The following is a 23,778-nucleotide window of genomic DNA, read 5'->3' on the forward strand; positions in this document are numbered from 1 at the left end:
TGGGAGCGAGCCTGCTCGCGAAAGCGGCGTACCACGCAACACTCATGGCGGCTGACATAACGCATTCGCGAGCAGGCTCGCTCCCACATAACGATTTCGGCAACCCTTCGACGTTAGCTCAGCAAAAAAGACACTGCCTCCCGCGCATAAAAAATGCCCCGTATCGATTGATACGGGGCATTTCTGTTTAACCGGGGCTGACCCACTTGTGGCGGGTCCGAACCACGTCAGGCAGTCACTTCGCTGCGCTTGCCCAGCAGGCGATCACAGACTACGGCGACCACCAGGGTCATCACGCACGGCACCAGCCATGCCAGCCCTTGCTCGCTCAGTGGCAGATGGGTCAGCTGAGTTGGCATCCAGTCGGCCAGACCAGCGCCTTTCAGGGCGTCGATGGTGCCGAAAACGAAGGAAACCAGCATCACCGGGCCAAGAATACGCCCGTGCTCATGCCAGAAATCCTTACAGAAGCTCAGCGCGACCAGAACGATGCACGGCGGGTAGATCGCAGTGAGCACCGGAATCGAGAAGGCGATCAGTTTGGTCAGACCGAGGTTGGAGACCAGCAGCGAGAACGCCGCGAGGATAATCACCAGCGTCTTGTAGGACAGTGGCAGCACACGGCTGAAGTATTCAGCACAGGCACAGGTCAGACCAACCGCCGTGACCAGACACGCCAGCGAGATCAGTACCGCAAGGAAACCGCTGCCCAGCGAACCGAAAGTGTGTTGCACGTAGGCATGCAACACTGCCGCGCCGTTGGTGGCGCCGACCGCGACTTCATGGCTGCCGGAACCGAGGCGGAACAGGCTGACGTAGACCAGTGCCAGACCCACGCCGGCAATCAGCCCGGCGATGATCGCGTAACGTGTGATCAGCGCCGGCGACTCGACGCCACGGGAGCGGATCGCGTTGACGATAACGATGCCGAATACCAGTGCGCCGAGGGTATCCATGGTCAGGTAACCGTTGATGAAGCCTTGGGAAAACGGTGCCGCCACATACTCTGGAGTGCCGTGACCGATGTCACCCGCCGGCAAGGCGAACGCGGCAATGCCCAGTACTGCCAGTGCAATGATTTTCAGCGGCGCGAGGAAGCGGCCAACGGTATCCAGCAAACGCCCAGGGTAGAGCGAAATGAAGAACACCAAGAGGAAGTACACCGAGCTGTAAAGGAACAGCGCCAGCGGGCTCTCGCCGGTCAACGGCGCCAGACCTACCTCGAAGGATACGGTTGCGGTACGCGGGGTGGCGAACAGCGGACCCACGGCCAGGTAGCATGCCGCCGCGAGGATACCGCCAGCGATCTTGCCGATAGGGCTGCTCAACGCATCCATCGCACCGCCGACCTTGGCCAGCGCCACCACCGTAACCACCGGCAAACCGACGGCGGTGATCAGAAAGCCCAGTGCGGCCATCCAGACGTGAGGTCCGGCCTGCAAGCCGACGATCGGCGGGAAAATGATGTTACCGGCCCCGACAAACAGGGCAAACGTCATAAAACCAAGTGCCAGGATGTCCTGACCTTTCAAAACTTTCATTAAGGTAATACCACACTACTGAAATCGGAATTTAGAGGGGGATTGCCCTGTTGGATTAGGGAAATGCTGTCGATCCGTATGGGACTGACCCTTAAAGCGCGTAGCTGCCTTGTGGGCGGCGGACGCAAAAATGGCGGCCAGCCTAACGAATTTGGCTGACAAACGCACTGTTGGAGGGCGAACTATCCGATACGCGACGTTTCCGTGTCGCGTTTACATAAGAAAAGGAGCTGCAAGCTACAAGTTTCAAGCTGCAAGCTGCAAGCTGCAAGCTGCAAGCTGCAAGCTGCAAGCTGCAAGCTGCAAGCTGCAAGCTACAAGCGGCAAGCTGCAAGCTTCTATCTTGCAGCTAGCCGCTTGAAGCTTGCCGCTGCTCTGAAACGACAAAGGCCACCCGAAGGTGGCCTTTGTTGCTGGAGCTAAAAAGTCAGCCGTAGCTTACTTCTTCACTTCCCAGCCAGTCAGCTCGGCCAGGGCCTTGCCGATGTCTGCCAGCGAACGCACGGTTTTTACGCCTGCGTCTTGCAGCGCAGCGAATTTCTCGTCTGCAGTGCCTTTGCCGCCAGAGATGATTGCGCCAGCATGGCCCATGCGCTTGCCCGGAGGAGCAGTCACACCAGCGATGTAGGAAACAACCGGCTTGGTCACGTTAGCCTTGATGTAGGCAGCCGCTTCTTCTTCAGCCGAACCGCCGATCTCGCCGATCATCACGATCGCCTCAGTCTTCGGGTCTTCCTGGAACAGCTTCAGGATGTCGATGAAGTTCGAACCCGGGATCGGGTCACCGCCGATGCCGACGCAAGTCGACTGACCGAAACCGGCGTCAGTGGTCTGCTTCACAGCTTCGTAGGTCAGGGTGCCGGAACGCGAAACGATACCGACCTTGCCTGGCAAGTGAATGTGACCTGGCATGATGCCGATCTTGCATTCGCCTGGGGTGATCACGCCTGGGCAGTTAGGGCCGATCAGGACTACGCCCAGCTCGTCACACTTAACTTTGGCGTCCAGCATGTCCAGGGTAGGAATGCCTTCGGTGATGCAGACGATCAGCTTGATGCCGCCGAATGCCGCTTCCAGGATCGAGTCCTTGCAGAACGGAGCCGGAACGTAGATCACGCTGGCGGTAGCGCCAGTGGCAGCTACTGCGTCTTTTACGGTGTTGAACACTGGCAGACCCAGGTGCTCGGTGCCGCCCTTGCCTGGAGTTACGCCGCCAACCATCTTGGTGCCGTATTCGATGGCTTGCTGGGTGTGGAAACTACCTTGCGAACCGGTAATACCCTGGCAGATAACTTTGGTGTCTTTATTGATCAGGACGCTCATTATTTGCCCTCCGCAGCTTTGACAACTTGTTGAGCAGCGTCGGTCAGGCTGGTAGCAGCGATGATGTTCAAACCGCTTTCTGCCAGTACTTTAGCGCCCAGCTCAGCGTTGTTGCCTTCAAGGCGAACAACAACCGGGATTTTCACGCCGACTTCTTTCACAGCGCCGATGATGCCTTCGGCAATCATGTCGCAGCGAACGATGCCGCCGAAGATGTTGACCAGTACTGCCGCGACGTTCTGGTCGGACAGGATGATCTTGAACGCTTCAGTAACGCGTTCCTTGGTAGCGCCACCACCTACGTCGAGGAAGTTGGCTGGCTTGCCGCCATGCAGGTTGACGATGTCCATGGTACCCATGGCCAGACCGGCACCGTTGACCATGCAGCCGATGTTGCCTTCCAGGGCTACGTAGTTCAGTTCGAACTTGGCAGCGTGCGCTTCGCGCGGATCGTCCTGCGACGGATCGTGGAAAGCCTTCAGCTTAGGCTGACGGTACATGGCGTTGGCGTCGATGTTGATCTTCGCGTCGAGGCAGTGCAGATCGCCGTCAGCCTTGATCACCAGCGGGTTCACTTCCAGCAGAGCCAGGTCGTGGTCTTTGAACAGCTTGGCCAGACCTACGAAGATCTTGGCGAACTGAGTGACCTGCTTGCCTTCCAGGCCCAGCTGGAATGCCAGCTCGCGACCCTGGGATGGCTGAGCGCCAACCAGTGGATCGATAGTGGCCTTGAGAATTTTTTCTGGAGTGTCGTGAGCGATTTTCTCGATGTCCACGCCACCTTCGGTGGAAGCCATGAACACGATGCGACGGCTCGAACGGTCAACGACAGCGCCCAGGTACAGCTCTTTAGCGATATCAGTGCACGATTCAACCAGGATCTTGGTGACTGGCTGGCCATTGGCGTCAGTCTGGTAAGTCACCAGACGCTTGCCCAGCCACTGCTGTGCGAAGGCTTTGGCGTCTTCTTTGCTGCGAACCAGCTTTACGCCGCCCGCTTTACCGCGACCACCGGCGTGAACCTGGGCTTTGACGACCCACTCGTTGCCGCCGATCTTGTCGCAAGCTTCTGCTGCTGCTTCCGGGGTGTCTACTGCGTAACCAGTGGAAACTGGCAGGCCGTATTCAGCGAACAGCTGCTTACCCTGATACTCGTGAAGATTCATGCTTTTTACCGTCTTCGTTAGGTACTGCGCATTCGGCGCTGCGCTCGTTTGAGTGCCGCGCCACCTGTGACTGCTGCTTGCGTAGCTGGGCTACGCAAGACTGCGTCCGGCGGACATTCCGCGGTGAGTCTTGCTCGCAAGGCTCACGACGGGCCGTTGCCGCCGTGGTTTCTTATTATGTCTTAACGCTTCTTGCGGTTGGCAATGTGAATGGCGCCGCCATTCACTGCCAGAGCAGCTTCGTGCAAGGCTTCGGACAGGGTCGGATGGGAGAAAACCATCATGCCCAGGTCTTCAGCGCTGGTGCCGAACTCCATACCGATCGCGCCCTGCTGAACCAGTTCTGCAGCGCTCGGGCCAATCACGTGCACGCCCAATACGCGGTCGGTCTTGGCATCGGCGATGACCTTGACGAAACCACCGGTATCGTTGGCAGCCATGGCACGGCCGGAAGCGGCGAACGGGAAGGTGCCGACGTTGACTTCAACGCCTTCGGCCTTCAGCGCCTGCTCGGTTTTGCCAACCCACGCGATTTCCGGGTGAGTATAAATAACCGAAGGGATCAAATCATAGTTCATCTGAGCCTTGTGGCCCTTGATGCGCTCGACAACCATGATGCCTTCTTCCGAAGCCTTGTGGGCCAGCATCATGCCGCGAACCACGTCACCGATGGCGAAAACGCCCGGTACAGCTGTGACGCAATGGTCATCGACCGCGATGAAACCGCGCTCGTCGATTTCCACGCCGCAGTCGGCAGACAGCAGATCAGTGGTCACCGGACGGCGACCAACGGCTACGATCAGCTTGTCGAAAGTGATGGTCTGTTCGCCGTTGGCATCGGTGTAGTTGACGACGACTTCTTCGCCGTTGACTTTCGAACCGGTAACGCGAGCGCCCAGCTTGATGTCCAGACCCTGTTTGGTCAGGGTTTTCAGCGCTTCCTTGGAAACGGCGGTGTCCGCTGCCATCAGGAAAGTGTCCAGTGCTTCGAGCACAGTCACTTCTGCACCCAGACGCGACCATACCGAACCCAGTTCCAGACCGATCACGCCAGCGCCGATCACGCCCAGACGTTTAGGTACGGACTGGAACTCCAGAGCGCCAGTCGAATCGACGATGACTTTCTGGTCAACCGGAGCCGGTGGAATGTCGATCGGACGCGAACCTGGCGCGAGGATGACGTTTTCCGCTTCGATGACTTCAACCGAACCGTCCGGCTTGGTGACTTCGACTTTCTTGCCGGCCAGCAGCTTGCCGTGGCCCTGGATCGAAGTAACACCGTTGGCCTTGAACAGGGTGGCAACGCCGCCAGTCAGGTTCTTGACGATGCCAGCCTTGCGGCCAACCATCGCAGCGACGTCCATTTTGACTTCGCCGGTCGAGATACCGTGAACGTTGAAGCTCTCTTTGGCTTCCTTGTATTTCCACGAGCTGTCGAGCAGCGCCTTGGAAGGAATGCAACCCACGTTCAGGCAGGTACCGCCCAGGGCTTGCTTGCCCTCTGCGTCGGTGTACTTCTCGATGCAGGCAGTGGTCAGGCCCAACTGAGCAGCCTTGATGGCCGCTACATAGCCACCAGGGCCGGCACCGATCACTACTACGTCAAATTTCTGCGACATTCAAAAAATCCTCTTTAGCAATAAAGCTACAAGCCGCAAGCTTCAAGCTGCAAGCCCACCTGCTCGCCTTGAGCTTGAGGCTTGTAGCTGAAAGCTTGCAGCTGCTTTTTAGATATCCAGCAACAGACGAGCCGGATCTTCCAGCAGGTTCTTGATGGTCACCAGGAAGGTCACAGCTTCTTTGCCATCGATCAGACGGTGATCGTAGGACAGAGCCAGGTACATCATCGGGCGGATCACGACCTGACCGTTGATGGCCATCGGACGCTGGATGATGTTGTGCATGCCCAGGATCGCTGCCTGCGGCGGGTTGACAATCGGCGTCGACATCATCGAACCGAAGGTACCACCGTTGGTGATGGTGAAGGTACCACCGGTCATCTCGTCCATCGACAGTTTGCCGTCACGGGCTTTCTTGCCAAATGTTGCGATGCCGCCTTCGATTTCAGCCAGGCTCATCAGCTCGGCGTTACGCAGAACCGGTACCACCAGGCCACGGTCGCTGGAAACGGCAACGCCGATGTCCGCATAGCCGTGGTAAACGATGTCGCCGCCGTCGATCGACGCGTTGACAGCCGGGAAGCGTTTCAGCGCTTCGGTGGCCGCTTTCACGAAGAACGACATGAAGCCCAGGCGTACGCCGTTGTGGGACTTCTCGAACAGATCCTTGTACTTCGAACGCAGAGCCATGACTTCGGTCATGTCGACTTCGTTGAACGTGGTCAGCATCGCCATGTTCGACTGGGCTTCAACCAGACGCTTGGCCACAGTGGCACGTACGCGAGTCATCGGTACGCGCTTCTCGATGCGGTCGCCAGCAGCGAACACAGGCGCAGCAGCCGAAGGAGCAGCAGCCTTGGCAGGCGCGGCAGCCGGAGCGGCTTTCTTCGCAGCAACAGCAGCAACCACGTCTTCCTTGGTCACACGACCACCTTTGCCGGTGCCGGCAACGGAAGCGATGTTGATGCCGTTCTCTTCAGCCAGCTTGCGCGCGGCAGGAGCTGCGATCGGGTCATCTTCGCCATCGGCAGCAGCTGGTGCGGCAGCGGCAGTAGCAGCCGGAGCAGCAGCGGCGGCAGGAGCGGCAGGAGCAGCGCCGCCCTCTTCGATCGAGCCCAGGACCTGGTTCGACAGAACGGTAGCGCCCTCTTCGGCAACGATTGCGCCCAGCACGCCGTCTGCTTCAGCCAACACTTCGAGCACGACTTTGTCGGTTTCGATGTCGACGATCAGGTCGTCACGCTTGACGGCCTCACCTGGTTTCTTGTGCCAGGTGGCAACGGTGCCATCGGCAACCGATTCCGGGAATGACGGGGCTTTGATTTCGATAGCCATTATCTGTGGGTCCTTAAAATTCGGTTTCAGTCAGCGCGAAGGCGTTAAACAGTGAAAGCGTCTTGCAGCAGTTTTTCCTGCTGCTCGGCGTGCATCGATGCGTAACCACAAGCTGGCGCAGCCGAAGCCTCACGGCCCGCGTACTCAAGTACGAGAGTCTTGTCGAGGTTGGCGATGCTGCGACGCAAGTGATGCTGGCTGCAGTACCAGGCACCCTGGTTCATCGGCTCTTCCTGACACCAAACGGCGTGTTTGACGTTGGTGTACGGAGCCAGGACTTCTTTCAAGTCGTCCTCAGGGAACGGATACAGCTGCTCGATACGCACGATGGCGATATCTTCGCGGCCTTCGGCACGGCGTTTTTCCAGCAGGTCGTAGTAGACCTTGCCGCTGCACAGAACCACGCGCTCGACCTTTTTCGGGTCCAGTGCGTCGATTTCCGGGATCACGGTCTGGAACGAACCTTCGGCCAGATCTTCCAGCGTCGAGATGGCCAGCTTGTGGCGCAGCAGCGACTTCGGCGTCAGCACGACCAGCGGCTTGCGCAGCGGACGAATCACCTGACGACGCAGCAAGTGGTAGATCTGCGCTGGCGTGGTCGGCATGCACACCTGAATGTTGTGCTCGGCGCACAGCTGCAGGTAACGCTCAAGACGAGCCGAGCTGTGCTCAGGGCCCTGACCTTCGTAACCGTGTGGCAGCAGCATGGTCAGACCGCAGAGACGGCCCCACTTGTGCTCGCCGCTGGTGATGAACTGGTCGATCACGACCTGAGCACCGTTGGCGAAGTCGCCGAACTGGGCTTCCCAGATCACCAGCGCGTTTGGCGTGGTGGTCGAGTAACCGTATTCGAATGCCAGTACCGCTTCTTCCGAGAGGAACGAGTCGTACAGGTCGAAACGTGGCTGACCGTCGTACAGGTTCTGCAGCGGAATGTAGGTGCCCGCGTCTTTCTGGTTGTGCAACACAGCGTGACGGTGCGAGAACGTACCGCGGCCGATGTCCTGACCGGTCATGCGAATCGGGTGACCTTCGAACGCCAGGGTCGCGTACGCCATGGTTTCGGCGTAACCCCAGTTGATCGGCAGGCCGCCGGCTTGCATCTTCTGACGGTCTTCGTAGATCTTCGCGACCTGGCGCTGAACGACGAAGCCTTCCGGAATTTCCAGCAGCTTGGCGGACAGTTCTTGCAGGGTCTTGAGATCGAAACGCGTGTCGTGACGCGCGGTCCAGGCGTGGCCCAGGTATGGACGCCAATCGACGAACAGCTCTTTGTTCGGCTCTTTGACCAGCGACTTCACTACGTGCAGACCGTTGTCCAGCGCGTTGCGGTATTCGTCGACCTTGGCCTGAACACGTTCAGCATCGAGCACACCGGCCTGGGTCAGGCGCTCAGCGTACAGCTCACGGGTAGTGCGCTGCTTGGTGATCTGCTGATACATCAGAGGCTGGGTGCCGCTAGGCTCGTCGGCCTCGTTGTGGCCGCGACGACGGTAGCAGACCAGATCGATCACCACGTCACGCTTGAACTGCATGCGGTAGTCGATGGCCAGCTGGGTCACGAACAGCACGGCTTCCGGATCATCACCATTCACATGGAGGATCGGCGCCTGGATCATCTTGGCAACGTCGGTGGCATACTCGGTGGAACGCGAGTCCAGCGGGTTGCTGATGGTGAAACCAACCTGGTTGTTGATCACGATGTGCACGGTACCGCCGGTCTTGAAACCGCGGGTCTGCGACATCTGGAAGGTTTCCATGACCACGCCCTGACCGGCGAATGCCGCGTCACCGTGGATGGAGATCGGCAAAACTTTCTCACCGGTCAGGTCGTTGCGACGGTCCTGACGGGCGCGCACCGAACCTTCGACCACCGGGGAAACGATTTCCAGGTGGGACGGGTTGAACGCCATGGCCAGGTGAACTTCACCGCCGGTGGTCATCACGTTGGACGAGAAGCCCTGGTGGTATTTGACGTCACCGGAACCGAGCTCGACCTTTTTCTTGCCTTCGAACTCGTCGAACAGCTCGCGCGGGTTCTTGCCGAAGGTGTTGACCAGAACGTTCAGACGGCCACGGTGGGCCATGCCGATGACGACTTCCTTGGTGCCGTACGAGCCGGAACGCTGGATCAGTTCGTCGAGCATCGGAATCAGGCTTTCGCCGCCTTCCAGACCGAAACGCTTGGTGCCCGGGTATTTGGTACCCAGGTATTTTTCCAGGCCTTCACCGGCAGTCACGCGCTCAAGCAGGTGGCTCTTGATGTCGGCGGAGTACGTCGGACGGCCACGCACGCTTTCCAGACGCTGCTGGAACCACTGGCGCTGCTCGGAATCGGTGATGTGCGTGAATTCAGCGCCGATGGTGCGGCAATATGTCTGCTGCAACGCTTCGTGAATTTCGCGTAGGCTCGCTTCCTCTTTGCCGATGAACAGGTCGCCGGCACGGAAGGTCGTATCAAGATCGGCATTGGTCAAGCCGTAATGATTGATCGACAGGTCTGCAGGTGCAGGACGCTGCCACAGCCCCAGCGGGTCAAGCTGGGCTGCCTGGTGGCCACGCATACGGTAGGCCTGGATCAATCGCAGCACTTCAACTTGCTTCTTCTCGTGCTCACTGCTCACGCTGCCGGCGGAAACCGGTTGGGCGCGGCGCTGGTTCTTTGCCAGCAGCACGAAATGATCGCGAATCGTCGAGTGCGAAACATCAGTGGCAGAGTTGCCGTCGGCTGGCAACTTCTGAAAGTAGGTGCGCCACTCTTCTGGCACAGCGTTAGGGTCGTGCAGGTAGAGCTCATAAAGCTCTTCCACATAGGCAGCGTTTCCACCTGAAAGGTAGGCGCTGTTCCACATGCGCTGCATCACGCTTTCTTGCATGCTTGGTCACCCTCGGTTAGGGGAACACCATCGGTGTCGACACCGAGCAAACTTGCAGAAGTCCGAATGCAGCGACTAAAACAAGCCACCTAGGATCACACTGATAGTCCGGGTACCAGCCCGGATGCCCCTGCTTGTCTCATTTCTTCAAAAGAAGAGCTGCAGCTTATGGCTACGGCTCTGGTTATAGCCATGACGCGGGTTGAAGCCCGCGCCACAGCCTCTACGGTGCAACGGTTACAGCAGCTGAATCACACACCGCTCGAAAGCAGCATGTTACGGATGTGACCGATGGCCTTAGTCGGGTTCAGGCCTTTCGGACATACGTTGACGCAGTTCATGATGCCCCGGCAGCGGAAAACGCTGAACGGGTCGTCAAGTGAAGCCAGACGTTCGCTGGTCTTGGTGTCGCGGCTGTCTGCCAGGAAGCGGTAGGCTTGCAGCAGCGCAGCAGGACCCAGGAACTTGTCCGGGTTCCACCAGAAGGACGGGCAAGAGGTCGAGCAGCAGGCGCACAGGATGCACTCGTACAGACCGTCGAGCTTTTCGCGCTCTTCTGGCGACTGCAGACGCTCGATGGCCGGAGCCGGCGTGTCGTTCTGCAGGTAAGGCTTCACCTTCTCGTATTGCTTGTAGAAGATGCTCATATCGACGACCAGGTCACGGATAACCGGCAAACCTGGCAGCGGACGAACGATCAGTTTGTTGCCTTTTACAACGGCAGACAGCGGCGTGATGCAGGCCAGACCGTTCTTGCCGTTGATGTTCATGCCGTCGGAGCCGCAGACGCCTTCACGGCAGGAGCGACGATAGGAGAAACCTTCGTCCTGCTCTTTGATCAGGGCCAGCACGTCCAGCACCATCAGGTCTTTACCACCGGTATCGACCTGGAAATCCTGCATGAACGGCGCAGCGTCCTGATCAGGGTTGTAGCGATAAACACTGACTTGCAACATGGCGGTCACCCTTAATAAGTCCGGACTTTAGGTTCGAAAGTCGGAACAGTCTTCGGCGAGAAGTTCACGGCACGCTTGGTGACGCGCTTGTCACCCGGGAAGTACAGGGTGTGGCACAGCCAGTTTTCGTCATCACGGTCTTCGAAGTCTTCACGGGCGTGAGCGCCGCGAGACTCTTTACGTACTTCGGCCGCGATGGCGGTAGCTTCAGCCACTTCCAGCAGGTTCTGCAGTTCCAGCGCTTCGATACGTGCAGTGTTGAACGCTTGCGACTTGTCGTTGATCTTCACGTTGGCGATGCGAGCACGCAGGTCAGCGAGCTGAGCGATGCCCTTCTGCATGTATTCGCCGGTACGGAATACACCGAAGTAGTTCTGCATGCAGCTTTGCAGCTCGCGACGCAGGGTGGCAACGTCTTCACCGTCGGTACGGTTATTCAGCGCGTTCAGACGCGACAGTGCAGCTTCGATGTCGGACTCGGTAGCGTCGTCGTATTCGATGCCATCGGTCAACGCCTTTTCCAGGTGCAGGCCGGCAGCGCGACCGAATACCACCAGGTCGAGCAGCGAGTTGCCGCCCAGACGGTTGGCACCGTGTACCGATACGCAAGCCACTTCACCTACCGCGAACAGACCAGGAATGATCTGGTCCTGACCTTCGGCGTTCTGGGTGATCGCCTGGCCATGAATGTTGGTGGCAACGCCGCCCATCATGTAGTGGCAGGTCGGCACAACCGGAACGGGAGCAACGACCGGGTCAACGTGGGCGAAAGTCTTCGACAGTTCGCAGATGCCTGGCAGACGGCTGTGCAGCACTTCCTCGCCCAGGTGGTCGAGTTTGAGCATTACGTGGTCGCCATTCGGACCGCAACCGTTGCCGGCGATGATTTCTTTAACCATCGAACGGGCAACCACGTCACGACCTGCAAGGTCTTTCGCGTTCGGAGCATAACGCTCCATGAAACGCTCGCCGTGCTTGTTGATCAGGTAACCACCTTCACCACGGCAACCTTCGGTAACCAGTACACCGGCGCCGGCGATGCCGGTCGGGTGGAACTGCCACATTTCGATGTCCTGTACCGGCACGCCAGCACGCAGAGCCATGCCGACGCCGTCACCGGTGTTGATCAGGGCGTTGGTGGTGGATGCGTAGATACGGCCTGCACCGCCAGTCGCCAGAACGGTGGCCTTGGCACGGATGTAGGAGGTTTCGCCGGTTTCGATGCAGATCGCGATCACGCCAACGAATTCGCCTTCCTGGTTTTTCACCAGATCAACAGCGTAGTACTCGTTGAGGAACGTGGTGCCGGCTTTCAGGTTGCCCTGATAAAGCGTGTGCAGCAGCGCGTGACCGGTACGGTCGGACGCAGCGCAAGTACGTGCAGCCTGACCGCCCTTGCCGTAGTCCTTGGACTGGCCACCGAACGGACGCTGATAGATGCGGCCTTGCTCGGTACGCGAGAACGGCAGACCCATGTGGTCCAGCTCGAACACGGCAGCCGGGCCTTCCTGACACATGTATTCGATAGCGTCCTGGTCACCGATGTAGTCGGAACCCTTGACGGTATCGTACATGTGCCAGCGCCAGTCATCGTTCGGGTCGGCGGAAGCGATGGCGCAAGTGATACCACCCTGTGCGGATACAGTGTGCGAACGGGTCGGGAAAACCTTGGTGATCACCGCAGTCTTGTGGCCGCCCTGTGCCAGCTGCAGCGCAGCGCGCATGCCGGCACCGCCACCACCAATAATGATGGCGTCGAAAGAAATCGTTGGAATGTTAGCCATGAATCAGATACCCCAGAGAATCTGCACACCCCAGACGAAGTAAGCGAACATCGCAACGCCGCATACTGCCTGGAAAAGGAAACGTATCGCCGTTGCGGACTTGCCGAACGCCATTGGCGTCAGGTAGTCGGTCGCGATGGTCCACATGCCGACCCAGGCGTGAGCGCCCAGAGCAACAAGGGCCAGCAGGCTGAAAATACGCATTCCGTTGTGAGCGAACAGTTCATGCCACTGGGCATACTCGAGGCCAGGGTTGGCGACGATGTATCCGATCAGAAAGATGAAGTAAGCCGCGAGAACGACCGCAGACACACGCTGTGCCATCCAGTCATAGAGGCCCGAACGCGACAGGTTAGTGACGTTAGTTACCATATCCAGACTCCTGCCAGAACGATTACCACCACGGAAACGGCGATAACGATTTTCGAGCCCAGTTTGCCGCCTTCCAGCGTCTCACCGATGCCCATGTCCATGATCAAGTGGCGCACACCGGCTACCAGGTGATACAGCAGAGCGGACAGGATGCCCCAAATCACTAGCTTGGCTAGCGGACTGGTCAGACACGCTTTCACCTGACCGAAGCCTTCCTCGGAGCTCAGCGACTTGTCCAATGCGTAAAGCATGATGGCAAGGCACACGAAGAGGATGACACCGGAGATACGGTGAAGAATGGACGTGTAAGCAGTGACTGGGAGTTTGATGGTCCTTAGGTCTAGGTTTACAGGTCGTTGGCTTTTCACGGCTTTTTTTTCACACTGAAGAGCCCCTAACAATCAGGGCAAAGTTGTTGGGGAGTGCACTGGTCAGGTAACCACCACCCAGGGATGCGACCCCCAATGAAAGCAAGCCCAAAAGCCCTTGGCGGTCGGTGGCCGAGTATAGACAGTTAGGCTACTAATGACAACGCGTTCACCTACCCCCAATAGCGGATTGCACAAGTTGCATAAAAGGCGTAAATGGCAGGCAATTTCGAGGAAAAAGTCGGCTTAAAGCCTTCTGGAGCAAGACTTTAGGCAAATTGACATTCGAATTTATCTCACTATAGTGGTGCGGGCCCTGCGTGGGGGGTCTGTCTGATGGTTCAAGCATAAATAGGAGGCCACATGGCTGACAAAAAAGCGCAGTTGATCATCGAGGGCGCAGCCCCCGTCGAGCTGCCCATTTTAACCGGCACCGTTGGTCCCGATGTAATCGATGTTCGGGGCCTGACGGCCACGGGCCGCTTCACTTTCGACCCGGGTTTCATGTCGACCGCTTCGTGCGAATCGAAAATCACCTATATCGACGGCGACAACGGCATTCTGTTGCACCGCGGCTACCCGATCGAACAGCTGGCTGAGCAGTCGGACTACCTGGAAACCTGCTACCTGCTGCTCAACGGCGAATTGCCGACCGCAGAACAGAAGGCCCAGTTCGTCAGCACCGTGAAAAACCACACCATGGTTCACGAGCAGCTGAAAACCTTCTTTAACGGTTTCCGTCGCGACGCCCACCCGATGGCCGTCATGTGCGGTGTAGTCGGCGCCCTCTCGGCCTTCTACCACGACTCCCTGGACATCAATAACCCGCAGCATCGCGAAATTTCCGCGATCCGTCTGGTTGCGAAGATGCCGACCCTGGCAGCGATGGTTTACAAGTACTCCATGGGCCAACCCATGATGTACCCGCGCAACGACCTGACGTACGCGGAAAACTTCCTGCACATGATGTTCAACACCCCGTGCGAGATCAAACCGATCAGTCCGGTACTCGCCAAAGCCATGGACCGGATCTTCATCCTCCACGCCGACCACGAGCAGAACGCTTCGACCTCCACCGTGCGTCTGGCCGGCTCTTCGGGTGCCAACCCGTTCGCCTGCATCGCCGCCGGTATCGCCGCACTGTGGGGCCCTGCCCACGGCGGTGCGAACGAAGCCGTGCTGACCATGCTCGACGAGATTGGCGATGTGTCGAACATCGACAAGTTCATCGCCAAGGCCAAGGACAAGAACGATCCGTTCAAGTTGATGGGCTTCGGTCACCGCGTCTACAAGAACCGCGACCCTCGCGCGACTGTCATGAAGCAGACCTGCGACGAAGTGCTGAAGGAACTGGGCATCAACAACGATCCGCAACTCGAACTGGCCATGCGCCTGGAAGAGATCGCGTTGACCGACCCGTACTTCATCGAGCGCTCGCTGTACCCGAACGTCGACTTCTACTCGGGGATCATCCTCAAGGCGATCGGCATTCCGACCAGCATGTTCACGGTGATTTTCGCCCTGGCGCGTACTGTGGGCTGGATTTCGCACTGGAAGGAAATGCTCTCGAGCCCGTACAAGATTGGCCGTCCGCGCCAGCTGTACACCGGTTACGAGTCGCGTGACATCACCAAGCTGGAAGATCGCAAATAAGGGTTTTTCTTTTTTTGTGATGGTTTAGTGGTGTGTCAGGAACGGCCTCTTATATAGAGGCCGTTTTTGTTTGTGGTCTCAGCGGCCTTCGGGCCGACTGGTTCTTGGATTCTGGGGGCATATCCGTTGCTGCGGGTGCTGCCGCTGGCGGTTTCGCTCTTACAGCGAGTCACCTTTTTCAGACGCCAAAAAGGTAACCCAAAAGGCTTTGCCCCGGCGTACGGCCCGCTCGCTGGGGCTCGGGGTACCTTCGTTACGGGACCGATCCGGGCGCAGCGGCTACGGTTTGCTTCGCTGCACCTCCTTCCGCTGTGTACGACTGCGTCGTACGGTCGCTGCGCTCCCACACCCGGATCGATCCCGTAACGAAGCCTGCCGAAAGGGCAAAAGATCAAAAGCAAAAGCCAGATCAAGAGTCCCTCACCCTAGCCCTCTCCCAGAGGGAGAGGGGACTGACCGAGGTGTTTGGGCGAAACACGCCGACTTGCGATACCGAGTCGAATGCAGGTTTTGAACACCACACAAATCGGCTCCCTCTCCCTCGGGAGAGGGCTGGGGTGAGGGGCGAATCCACCGAAAATCTCAAGCCATGCGACGCTTCTAACCACTCAACAATGAGCGCAAGCTCGAGTGCTCTTGATTTTGATCCACCGGCGACGTCGGAAGGCTGAGTGGAGGGATTGATCCGGGGGTGGGAGCGCAGCGACCGTACGACGCAGTCGTACACAGCGGAAGGAGGTGCAGCGAAGCAAACCGTAGCCGCTGCGCCCGGATCGATCCCGCAGCGAAGGAACCCGAGCCTGCGAGGGCCAAACGCAGGAGCTAGCGTTTTTTGCTTACTTTTTTTGGCGCTTGTAAAAAAGTAAGTCGCCGTAAGGGCGAAACCCTAAGCCGCCGTTACCGCAGCAACGGATATACACACCAAACCAACCGATAACCGCCCACAAAAAAACGCCCCAATCTCTCAATCAGGGCGTTTTCTTGAAGCTTGCAGCTTGCAGCTTACATCTGATCTCTTAGTGCGAAACCGCCCCACTCGCCCCCAAGCCGGTCTGCGAACGCACAAACTGCGGGAAGAACAGCGCCCGCTCGTTATCCGCAGCCGCCGACTTGTCAGTGATTGAGAAGAACCAGATCCCGATAAAGGCAATCATCATCGAGAACAGCGCCGGATATTCGTAAGGGAAGATCGCCTTTTCGTGATGCAGAATCTGCACCCAGATGGTCGGGCCAAGGATCATCAGACCAACAGCACTCACCAGACCCAGCCAGCCGCCGATCATCGCGCCGCGAGTAGTCAGCTTCTTCCAGTACATCGAAAGCAGCAGCACCGGGAAGTTGCAGCTCGCCGCGATCGAGAACGCCAGACCGACCATGAACGCAATGTTCTGGCTTTCGAACAGAATGCCCAGACCAATCGCCAGCACCGCCAGGGCGATGGTGGTGATCTTCGACACGCGAATCTCATCCTTCTCGTTGGCTTTGCCCTTCTTGATCACACTGGCGTACAGGTCGTGCGACACCGCCGAAGCACCCGCCAGCGTCAGACCGGCTACCACCGCCAGAATGGTTGCGAACGCCACTGCCGAGATGAAGCCAAGGAAGATGCTGCCGCCCACCGCATTGGCCAGGTGCACCGCCGCCATGTTGTTGCCGCCGAGCAAGGCGCCCGCTGCATCTTTGAAGGCCGGGTTGGTGCTGACCAGCAGGATCGCGCCGAAGCCGATGATGAAGGTCAGGATGTAGAAGTAGCCAATGAAACCGGTAGCGTACAGCACGCTCTTGCGCGCTTCTTTTGCGTCACTCACGGTGAAGAAGCGCATCAGAATGTGCGGCAGGCCAGCGGTGCCGAACATCAGCGCCAGACCCAGCGAGAATGCCGAGATCGGATCCTTGACCAGACCGCCGGGACTCATGATTGCCTCACCCTTGGCGTGAACCTTGATCGCTTCGGAGAACAGCGTGTTGAAGTCGAAGCCGACGTGCTTCATCACCATCAGCGCCATGAACGAGGCACCGGACAGCAGCAACACTGCCTTGATGATCTGCACCCAAGTGGTGGCGAGCATGCCGCCGAACAGCACGTACATGCACATCAGCACGCCAACCAGAATCACCGCAACGTGGTAATCGAGGCCAAACAGCAGCTGGATCAGCTTGCCGGCACCGACCATTTGCGCGATCAGGTAGAACGCCACCACCACCAGCGAACCGCAGGCCGACAGCGTGCGAATTTGGGTTTGCCCGAGGCGGTAGGACGCCACGTCGGCAAAGGTGTATTTACCCAGGTTGCGCAGGCGTTCGGCGATCAGAAACAGAATGATCGGCCAGCCCACGAGGAAGCCGATCGAGTAGATCAGGCCGTCGTAGCCGGAGGTGAACACCAGCGCGGAGATCCCTAGGAAGGACGCCGCCGACATGTAGTCGCCGGCAATCGCCAGGCCGTTCTGGAAACCGGTGATCTTGCCGCCCGCCGCGTAGTAGTCGGCGGCCGAATTGTTTTTCTTCGAAGCCCAGTAGGTGATGTACAACGTCGCGCCGACGAAGGCCACGAACATCAGGATCGCCGGGATGTTCAGCGGCTGTTTGGCCACCTCCCCCGTTAACGCGTCAGCCGCCCAGACACTCGGCGCGAAAGCCGCAACACTAAATAGAGCCAGTAGACGCCGGATCATTGCTGAGCCTCCTTGAGAATCGCATTGTTCAGGTCGTCGAACTCGCCATTGGCGCGGCGCACGTAGATGCCGGTCAGGACGAAGGCTGAAATGATCAGGCCGACACCGATCGGGATGCCCCAGGTGATCGAGGATTCAGGACTGAGTTTCGCCCCGAGCACGTGCGGCCCGTATGCGATCAGCAGGATGAATGCGGAGTACAGCCCGAGCATGATTGCCGAGAGAATCCAGGCGAATCGTTCCCTTTTCTGAACCAGCTCCTTGAATCGGGGACTGTTTTGAATCGAGAGGTAAATGCTGTCGTTCATTGTTTTTATCCTCGCAGCACAAATTATTGTTGGAACGTAGCTAATGTATGCGGCTGCGAGAGAGGTTCCAGACGACCTTAGTAGTAGATGGCCATGATGTTCTGGCCATTTTCAAGCACACACAAAAACAACTGTAGGAACGAGCCTGCTCGCGAAGGCATCCTATCGGTCGATATTGCATCAACTGACAGATTGCATTCGCGAGCAGGCTCGCTCCCACAGGTGCGTGGCGGTGTTTAAATTATTTGGTCCAGTCAGCTACACGTTCCGGGTGTTTGGCCACCCAGTCCTTGGCCGCTGCATCAGGCTTGGCGCCGTCCTGAATCGCCAGCATGACCTCGCCGATTTCGTCTTTCGAGGCCCACTGGAAGTTTTTCAGGAACTTGGCCACTTCCGGCGCCTTGGCGTCCAGGCCTTTGCTGCCGATGCTGTTCACGGTTTCAGCCTGGCCATACACGCCTTTCGGGTCGTCGAGGAAGCGCAGTTTCCACTTGGCGAACATCCAGTGCGGCACCCAACCGGTGACAGCGATGGATTCGTTCTTCTTCTCGGCGCGGGTCAGTTCGGCAATCATGCCGGCGCCGGAACTCGCCTTAAGGCTATATTTGTCCAGACCATAATCCTTGATCGCCTGATCGGTCTTGAGCATTACGCCTGAACCGGCGTCGATGCCGACAATGCGGTTTTTGAAGGTGTCGTCGGTTTTCAGGTCTTCGATCGATTTGGCTTTGACGTACTCCGGCACGATCAGGCCAATCTTCGCGTCCTTGAAGTTCGGGCCGTAATCGACGACCTGATCCTTGTTTTTCGTCCAGTAGTCACCGTGGGTCACGGGCAGCCAGGCCGAGAGCATCGCGTCGAGTTTGCCGGTGGCCACGCCCTGCCACATGATCCCGGTGGCGACGGCTTGCAGCTTCACGTCATAACCGAGTTTCTGTTTGATCACTTCGGCCGCCACGTGAGTGGTCGCGACGCTGTCGGACCAGCCGTCAACGTAACCGATGTTCAGGGTCTGTTTTTCAGCGTTGGCGAAAGTGGAACTCATCGCAAGCGCCAGAACGGCACCTGCGCCTAAAAGTCGTCGCATCTTCATCGTTTACTTCCCCGAAATGCTGCGCCCGACGGATGCCGGGCATCGTCAACGTATTGTTATGGTGCACAGCGCCCCCATCACGCCGGACCTCACACACCGAACATCAGCCGATTTTTCAAAAAGGGTACTGATGGTTTGATCATCAACCTCAAGCGACCGGCGACCTGCTCTGTCAGCGACCTCAAGGCAGCGAGAAACGACATCAGAAAGCCATTAATCAAGCGCGATTAATTGACGCCAGACAATCCGCCCGAACTTTGCATGTACAACGCCTGCGAGCCACCTGCCCTTCTATAAATGCAGGTAACATGCGTCGCTTTGCAGCCACTCGGCCTGACCATGTCCGCGACGTACCGATTTCCTTTTCTGCCTTATCTGTCCGCCTGCCTGCTCGGGCTCCTGGCCCTTGGCGGTTTCTGGTATAGCCTCGGCCAACCGGTGATCCTGCCTGACGCCGCGACGCCGACGCACAAGTTGCAATGCGCCTCCTACACACCGTTCGACAAAGACCAATCGCCGTTCGACGTGCCGTTCAAATTGCGCCCCGAGCGCATGGACGCCGATCTCGCGCTGCTGGCGACGCGCTTTGAATGCATCCGCACCTACTCGATGACCGGGCTCGAAGCCCTGCCCGATCTGGCGCGCAAACACGGTCTGAAGTTGATGATCGGCGCCTGGGTCAACAGCAACCCGGTCGACACCGAGCAGGAAGTCGAGCTGCTGATCAAATCGGCCAATGCCAACCCCGACGTGGTCACTGCCGTAATCGTCGGCAACGAAGCGCTGCTGCGCAAAGAGGTCACTGGCGCACAACTGGCCCGGCTGATCAACAAGGTCAAAAGCCAGGTCAAGCAACCGGTGACCTACGCCGACGTCTGGGAATTCTGGCTCAAGCACCCGGAAATCGCCCCGGCCGTGGACTTTCTGACCATTCACTTGCTGCCGTACTGGGAAGACGATCCGTCGAACATCGACGTGGCGCTGCGGCATGTGGCGGATGTGCGCCAGGTATTCGGCAACAAATTCGCTCCGAAAGACGTGATGATTGGCGAAACCGGCTGGCCGAGCGAAGGCCGCCAGCGTGAAACGGCAGTGCCAAGCCGGGTCAACGAGGCGAAATTCATTCGTGGCTTTGTGGCGATGGCCGAGCAGGAAGGCTGGCGTTACAACCTGATCGAAGCCTTCGACCAACCGTGGAAGCGCGGCAGTGAAGGCGCGGTCGGCGGCTATTGGGGGCTGTTCGATGCCGATCGGCAGGACAAGGGCGTGCTCGCCGGGCCGGTGAGCAATGTGCCGTACTGGAAAGAATGGCTGGCGGTCGGTGCCTTGATTTTCCTTGGGACGCTGATGCTTGGTGGACGCGTGCGCACCACACGTTCGGCGCTTGTGCTGCCACTGCTGGGCGCTGTCGCTGCTTGCTCGATTGGCGCTTGGGGCGATCTGGCGCGGCTGACCACGCGCTTTGCCGGTGAATGGCTGTGGGTCGGTTTGCTCACCGGGTTGAATTTGCTGGTGCTCGCGCATGCCGCGCTGACGCTAAGCGCACGCACAGGTTGGCGCGCGCGAGCATTCGATTTGCTTGAGCGGCGCGCCGGCTGGCTGGTCGCGGCGGCCGGTTTTGCCGCGGCGGTGATGATGCTGGAGATGGTCTTCGATCCGCGCTATCGCAGTTTCGCCAGCATGGCGTTCGTGCTGCCGGCGCTGGTTTACCTGTGCCGCCCGGTGAGCGTGCCGCGTCGGGAGATTGCGCTGCTGACCTTTGTCATCGGTGCGGGGATTGCACCGCAGTTGTATCAGGAAGGGATGCTGAACCAGCAGGCGTGGGGTTGGGCGCTGGTCGGTGGCTTGATGGTGGTGGCGTTGTGGCGCTGCCTGCGGGTTCGCAAGGCCTGATTTCAGCGCCTTCGAAATCGCCATCGCTGGCAAGCCAGCTCCCACAGGATTTCTGCTGCACACAAATGCTGTGTTCACCTCAATTCCTGTGGGAGCGGGCTTGCCCGCGATGACTGACTGTCAGGCGCTGCGGGACTCGCGGACCAGGCGCAACCCGGCAATCACCACCGCAAACACCGCTAATGTAGTGTTGTACAACGCCAGCGCCGGCAGGCCGAACACCAGCGCCAGCACCGCCAGCCACCACCCTGCCCGTCCCGGCACGACAAACGCCAATACCGCAGCACCCACCGCCGCCCAGCCCAATACCTTGAAATGGATCATCAGCCCCATATTCGAACGCACCACGCATTCCCAACGACTGGCCTCGTCAACGCAGATGCCCACCCACTGCCCGTCTTCCATGAAGCCATAGCGCGCGGCATAACTGGCGGCCAGCCACAGCGGCAACAAAACAAGCAGCACAATCACGGGCAAGCGGCGGGACATGGAGCACTCCAATCTGCGGAAATCGGCGGCCAGCTTAATCTGCCGACCGGCATTCGCAAGCACTAACAACTGTTAACTGTTCAGCAAGCCCTCGCAACGTGTATCGTCCAGCTACTATTACCCCGAATTCCGCCTGTTTGGTGCCGCAGCATGGCACTTTGGCGCACGGCCGGTGGTCATAGCCTGCGAACTTCAATCGGCACCTTCCTCTAAGGGATCTAGTCATGCTCCGTTCCTTGCGCTTCGCCGCGCTGTTCAGCGGCCTTATCTTGAGTGCGTCCGCGCTGGCGGTGGATATCGACGCCGCCAGTTATGGCTACCCGCTGACCAACCCGTTCGAGGCGACGATCGCCACGACACCACCGGATCTGCGTCCGGAGTTGCCGTTGGACGACGACATCAATCAAACGGACCGCAGCCTCACCCTGCGCCCGGAGCGTGAATTCCAACTGCCGGACAATTTCTGGGCAGTCAAAAAACTCACCTACCGCATCGCCACCCAGGACAAACCGGCGCCGCTGATCTTCCTGATCGCCGGCACCGGTGCGCGCTTTGACAGCACGCTCAACGAATACCTGAAAAAGCTGTATTACAAGGCCGGCTACCACGTCGTGCAGTTGTCGTCGCCGACCAGCTTCGACTTCATCAGCGCCGCCTCGCGTTTCGCCACTCCGGGCGTGACCAAGGAAGATGCCGAAGACATGTATCGGGTGATGCAGGCCGTGCGGGCGCAGAACCCGAAACTGCCGGTCACCGAGTATTACCTGACCGGTTACAGCCTCGGCGCCCTCGATGCCGCGTTCGTCGCGCATCTGGACGAAACGCGCCGCAGCTTCAACTTCAAGAAAGTCCTGCTGCTCAACCCGCCGGTCAACCTCTACACCTCGGTGACCAACCTCGACAAGCTGGTACAGACCGAGGTCAAGGGCATCAACAACAGCACCACGTTCTATGAACTGGTACTGAGCAAGCTGACCCGTTACTTCCAACAGAAAGGCTACATCGATCTCAACGATGCGCTGCTGTATGACTTCCAGCAGTCCAAACAGCACCTGACCAACGAACAGATGGCCATGCTCATCGGCACGTCGTTCCGTTTCTCGGCGGCCGACATTGCCTATACCTCGGACCTGGTCAACCGTCGCGGCCTGATCACCCCGCCGAAATTCCCGATCACCGAAGGCACCAGCCTCACGCCGTTCCTCAAGCGCGCGCTGCAATGCGATTTCGACTGCTACATCACCGAACAGGTTATTCCGATGTGGCGCGCGCGCACCGACGGCGGCAGCCTGCTGCAACTGATCGATCAGGTCAGCCTGTATGCGCTCAAGGATTACCTGCACGACAGCCCGAAAATCGCCGTCATGCACAACGCCGACGACGTCATCCTCGGCCCTGGCGACCTGGGCTTCCTGCGTAAAACCTTCGGTGATCGCCTGACCGTTTATCCACTGGGCGGCCACTGCGGCAACCTTAACTATCGCGTCAACAGCGACGCCATGCTGGAGTTCTTCCGTGGCTAAATATCTCCTGCTGATTGCAGCGTTCCTCTGTGCAGGCGTGGCCCAGGCCGACAACAGTAAAGCCGATGCCCCGGTAGTGGTCGACAGCGACGGCTTCAAGGAACCGCTGACCAAACTCAAGTTCAACCCGGGCCTGGACCAGCGCGAGTTCGAACGTTCGACGCTCAACGCGCTGAACGTCTATGACCCGCTGGAATCGTGGAACCGCCGGGTCTACCACTTCAACTATCGCTTCGACCAGTGGGTGTTCCTGCCGGTAGTCGATGGCTATCGCTACATCACGCCAAGCTTTGTGCGTACCGGGGTGAGCAACTTCTTCAACAACATTGGCGACGTGCCGAACCTGGTCAACAGCCTGTTGCAGTTCAAGGGCCAGCGCTCGATGGAAACCACCGCGCGCCTGCTGCTCAACACCACGATCGGCATCGCCGGCCTGTGGGACCCGGCCACCGCCATGGGCCTGCCACGCCAGAACGAAGACTTCGGTCAGACCCTGGGCTTCTACGGCGTACCGGGCGGTGCCTACTTCGTACTGCCGATCTTCGGTCCGTCGAACATCCGCGACACCGCAGGTCTGGCCGTGGATTACACCGCCGACACTGCGATCAACTTCCTCAACGTCGCCGAAGTCAGCTCCAACCACCCGGAAGTCTGGGCCTTGCGTGCGATCGACAAGCGCTACCAGACCAGCTTCCGCTACGGCCAGATGAACTCGCCGTTCGAGTACGAGAAAGTGCGGTACGTGTACACCGAAGCGCGCAAGTTGCAGATCGCCGAGTAAATCGGCTGCCGCAAAACACTGTG

Annotated in this window: 18 protein-coding genes; 4 read left to right on the top strand and 14 right to left on the bottom strand. The window is 58.7% G+C overall.

Going from position 1 to position 23,778, the window contains the following annotated elements; all coding sequences use genetic code 11:
- Positions 1–227: 227 nt before the first annotated feature.
- The 10 genes from brnQ to sdhC all read right to left on the bottom strand — a co-directional run bounded on the left by brnQ (position 228) and on the right by sdhC (position 13,340).
- Positions 228–1,541 (bottom strand): branched-chain amino acid transport system II carrier protein, encoded by a 1,314-nt coding sequence (brnQ, locus tag KVG85_RS12175; protein WP_016773681.1) that lies wholly within the window; start codon positions 1,539–1,541, stop codon positions 228–230.
- A 438-nt stretch (positions 1,542–1,979) separates the two neighbouring features.
- Positions 1,980–2,864 carry a succinate--CoA ligase subunit alpha gene (sucD, locus tag KVG85_RS12180; RefSeq protein WP_016773680.1) on the bottom strand — a complete coding sequence of 295 codons (885 nt, stop codon included), beginning with the start codon at positions 2,862–2,864 and terminating at the stop codon, positions 1,980–1,982.
- Positions 2,864–4,030, bottom strand: coding sequence for an ADP-forming succinate--CoA ligase subunit beta (sucC, locus tag KVG85_RS12185; protein WP_016773679.1), 1,167 nt, complete (start codon positions 4,028–4,030; stop codon positions 2,864–2,866). Before sucC ends, sucD begins: the two co-directional genes overlap by 1 nt.
- A gap of 182 nt (positions 4,031–4,212) precedes the next feature.
- Positions 4,213–5,649, bottom strand: coding sequence for a dihydrolipoyl dehydrogenase (gene lpdA, locus KVG85_RS12190; RefSeq protein WP_016773678.1), 1,437 nt, complete (start codon positions 5,647–5,649; stop codon positions 4,213–4,215).
- A 108-nt stretch (positions 5,650–5,757) separates the two neighbouring features.
- Entirely contained in the window at positions 5,758–6,984 is a 1,227-nt protein-coding gene (odhB, locus tag KVG85_RS12195; RefSeq protein ID WP_217863978.1) for a 2-oxoglutarate dehydrogenase complex dihydrolipoyllysine-residue succinyltransferase, read from the bottom strand.
- A gap of 44 nt (positions 6,985–7,028) precedes the next feature.
- On the bottom strand, positions 7,029–9,860 hold the full coding sequence (locus KVG85_RS12200) for a 2-oxoglutarate dehydrogenase E1 component (RefSeq protein ID WP_042607586.1): 2,832 nt from the start codon (positions 9,858–9,860) through the stop codon (positions 7,029–7,031).
- A gap of 251 nt (positions 9,861–10,111) precedes the next feature.
- Positions 10,112–10,816 (bottom strand): succinate dehydrogenase iron-sulfur subunit, encoded by a 705-nt coding sequence (locus KVG85_RS12205; protein ID WP_016773675.1) that lies wholly within the window; start codon positions 10,814–10,816, stop codon positions 10,112–10,114.
- Positions 10,817–10,827: 11 nt separating this feature from the next.
- Positions 10,828–12,600, bottom strand: coding sequence for a succinate dehydrogenase flavoprotein subunit (sdhA, locus tag KVG85_RS12210; protein WP_042607585.1), 1,773 nt, complete (start codon positions 12,598–12,600; stop codon positions 10,828–10,830).
- A 3-nt stretch (positions 12,601–12,603) separates the two neighbouring features.
- Positions 12,604–12,972: a succinate dehydrogenase, hydrophobic membrane anchor protein gene (gene sdhD / locus KVG85_RS12215; RefSeq protein ID WP_008049683.1), complete on the bottom strand. Its 369-nt coding sequence runs from the start codon at positions 12,970–12,972 to the stop codon at positions 12,604–12,606.
- On the bottom strand, positions 12,966–13,340 hold the full coding sequence (gene sdhC, locus KVG85_RS12220) for a succinate dehydrogenase, cytochrome b556 subunit (RefSeq protein WP_016773673.1): 375 nt from the start codon (positions 13,338–13,340) through the stop codon (positions 12,966–12,968). Before sdhC ends, sdhD begins: the two co-directional genes overlap by 7 nt.
- Before the next feature lie 363 nt (positions 13,341–13,703).
- On the opposite strand from sdhC, the gene gltA reads away from it, so the two are divergent.
- A complete protein-coding gene (gene gltA, locus KVG85_RS12225) occupies positions 13,704–14,993 on the top strand; it encodes a citrate synthase (RefSeq protein WP_217863979.1) in 1,290 nt (429 codons plus the stop codon).
- A gap of 1,016 nt (positions 14,994–16,009) precedes the next feature.
- Here gltA and KVG85_RS12230 read toward each other — a convergent pair.
- The 3 genes from KVG85_RS12230 to KVG85_RS12240 all read right to left on the bottom strand — a co-directional run bounded on the left by KVG85_RS12230 (position 16,010) and on the right by KVG85_RS12240 (position 19,069).
- Positions 16,010–17,668, bottom strand: a complete 1,659-nt coding sequence (locus KVG85_RS12230) for a cation acetate symporter (protein WP_217863980.1) — start codon at positions 17,666–17,668, stop codon at positions 16,010–16,012.
- Complete coding sequence (locus KVG85_RS12235; protein WP_016771016.1) at positions 17,665–17,976, bottom strand: DUF485 domain-containing protein; 312 nt, start codon at positions 17,974–17,976, stop codon at positions 17,665–17,667. The genes KVG85_RS12230 and KVG85_RS12235 overlap by 4 nt, the downstream gene beginning before the upstream one ends.
- Before the next feature lie 241 nt (positions 17,977–18,217).
- Positions 18,218–19,069: a glycine betaine ABC transporter substrate-binding protein gene (locus KVG85_RS12240; RefSeq protein ID WP_024012148.1), complete on the bottom strand. Its 852-nt coding sequence runs from the start codon at positions 19,067–19,069 to the stop codon at positions 18,218–18,220.
- A 297-nt stretch (positions 19,070–19,366) separates the two neighbouring features.
- Here KVG85_RS12240 and KVG85_RS12245 point away from each other — a divergent pair, with 297 nt between their 5' ends.
- Positions 19,367–20,962, top strand: a complete 1,596-nt coding sequence (locus KVG85_RS12245) for a glycoside hydrolase family 17 protein (protein ID WP_217863981.1) — start codon at positions 19,367–19,369, stop codon at positions 20,960–20,962.
- A 120-nt stretch (positions 20,963–21,082) separates the two neighbouring features.
- Here KVG85_RS12245 and KVG85_RS12250 read toward each other — a convergent pair whose 3' ends face one another.
- On the bottom strand, positions 21,083–21,451 hold the full coding sequence (locus KVG85_RS12250; protein ID WP_217863982.1) for a hypothetical protein: 369 nt from the start codon (positions 21,449–21,451) through the stop codon (positions 21,083–21,085).
- Positions 21,452–21,675: 224 nt separating this feature from the next.
- On the opposite strand from KVG85_RS12250, the gene KVG85_RS12255 reads away from it, so the two are divergent.
- Both KVG85_RS12255 and KVG85_RS12260 read left to right on the top strand, forming a co-directional pair.
- A complete protein-coding gene (locus KVG85_RS12255) occupies positions 21,676–22,974 on the top strand; it encodes a serine protein kinase PrkA (RefSeq protein WP_016771020.1) in 1,299 nt (432 codons plus the stop codon).
- Positions 22,967–23,755 (top strand): MlaA family lipoprotein, encoded by a 789-nt coding sequence (locus tag KVG85_RS12260; protein ID WP_024012144.1) that lies wholly within the window; start codon positions 22,967–22,969, stop codon positions 23,753–23,755. Before KVG85_RS12255 ends, KVG85_RS12260 begins: the two co-directional genes overlap by 8 nt.
- Positions 23,756–23,778 lie beyond the last annotated feature (23 nt).

The organism is Pseudomonas triticicola, from assembly GCF_019145375.1.
Lineage (GTDB): Bacteria > Pseudomonadota > Gammaproteobacteria > Pseudomonadales > Pseudomonadaceae > Aquipseudomonas > Aquipseudomonas triticicola.

Bases quoted from the DNA above. Each gene is read 5' to 3' on its own strand.
- odhB (WP_217863978.1), bottom strand. From the start codon at position 6,984: ATGGCTATCGAAATCAAAGCCCCGTCATTCCCGGAATCGGTTGCCGAT.
- KVG85_RS12255 (WP_016771020.1), top strand. From the start codon at position 21,676: ATGCTCCGTTCCTTGCGCTTCGCCGCGCTGTTCAGCGGCCTTATCTTG.
- lpdA (WP_016773678.1), bottom strand. From the start codon at position 5,649: ATGTCGCAGAAATTTGACGTAGTAGTGATCGGTGCCGGCCCTGGTGGC.
- KVG85_RS12205 (WP_016773675.1), bottom strand. From the start codon at position 10,816: ATGTTGCAAGTCAGTGTTTATCGCTACAACCCTGATCAGGACGCTGCG.
- KVG85_RS12235 (WP_016771016.1), bottom strand. From the start codon at position 17,976: ATGAACGACAGCATTTACCTCTCGATTCAAAACAGTCCCCGATTCAAG.
- sucC (WP_016773679.1), bottom strand. From the start codon at position 4,030: ATGAATCTTCACGAGTATCAGGGTAAGCAGCTGTTCGCTGAATACGGC.
- KVG85_RS12230 (WP_217863980.1), bottom strand. From the start codon at position 17,668: ATGATCCGGCGTCTACTGGCTCTATTTAGTGTTGCGGCTTTCGCGCCG.
- KVG85_RS12245 (WP_217863981.1), top strand. From the start codon at position 19,367: ATGCAGGTAACATGCGTCGCTTTGCAGCCACTCGGCCTGACCATGTCC.
- KVG85_RS12250 (WP_217863982.1), bottom strand. From the start codon at position 21,451: ATGTCCCGCCGCTTGCCCGTGATTGTGCTGCTTGTTTTGTTGCCGCTG.
- KVG85_RS12200 (WP_042607586.1), bottom strand. From the start codon at position 9,860: ATGCAAGAAAGCGTGATGCAGCGCATGTGGAACAGCGCCTACCTTTCA.
- sucD (WP_016773680.1), bottom strand. From the start codon at position 2,864: ATGAGCGTCCTGATCAATAAAGACACCAAAGTTATCTGCCAGGGTATT.
- sdhA (WP_042607585.1), bottom strand. From the start codon at position 12,600: ATGGCTAACATTCCAACGATTTCTTTCGACGCCATCATTATTGGTGGT.
- brnQ (WP_016773681.1), bottom strand. From the start codon at position 1,541: ATGAAAGTTTTGAAAGGTCAGGACATCCTGGCACTTGGTTTTATGACG.
- gltA (WP_217863979.1), top strand. From the start codon at position 13,704: ATGGCTGACAAAAAAGCGCAGTTGATCATCGAGGGCGCAGCCCCCGTC.
- sdhD (WP_008049683.1), bottom strand. From the start codon at position 12,972: ATGGTAACTAACGTCACTAACCTGTCGCGTTCGGGCCTCTATGACTGG.
- KVG85_RS12240 (WP_024012148.1), bottom strand. From the start codon at position 19,069: ATGAAGATGCGACGACTTTTAGGCGCAGGTGCCGTTCTGGCGCTTGCG.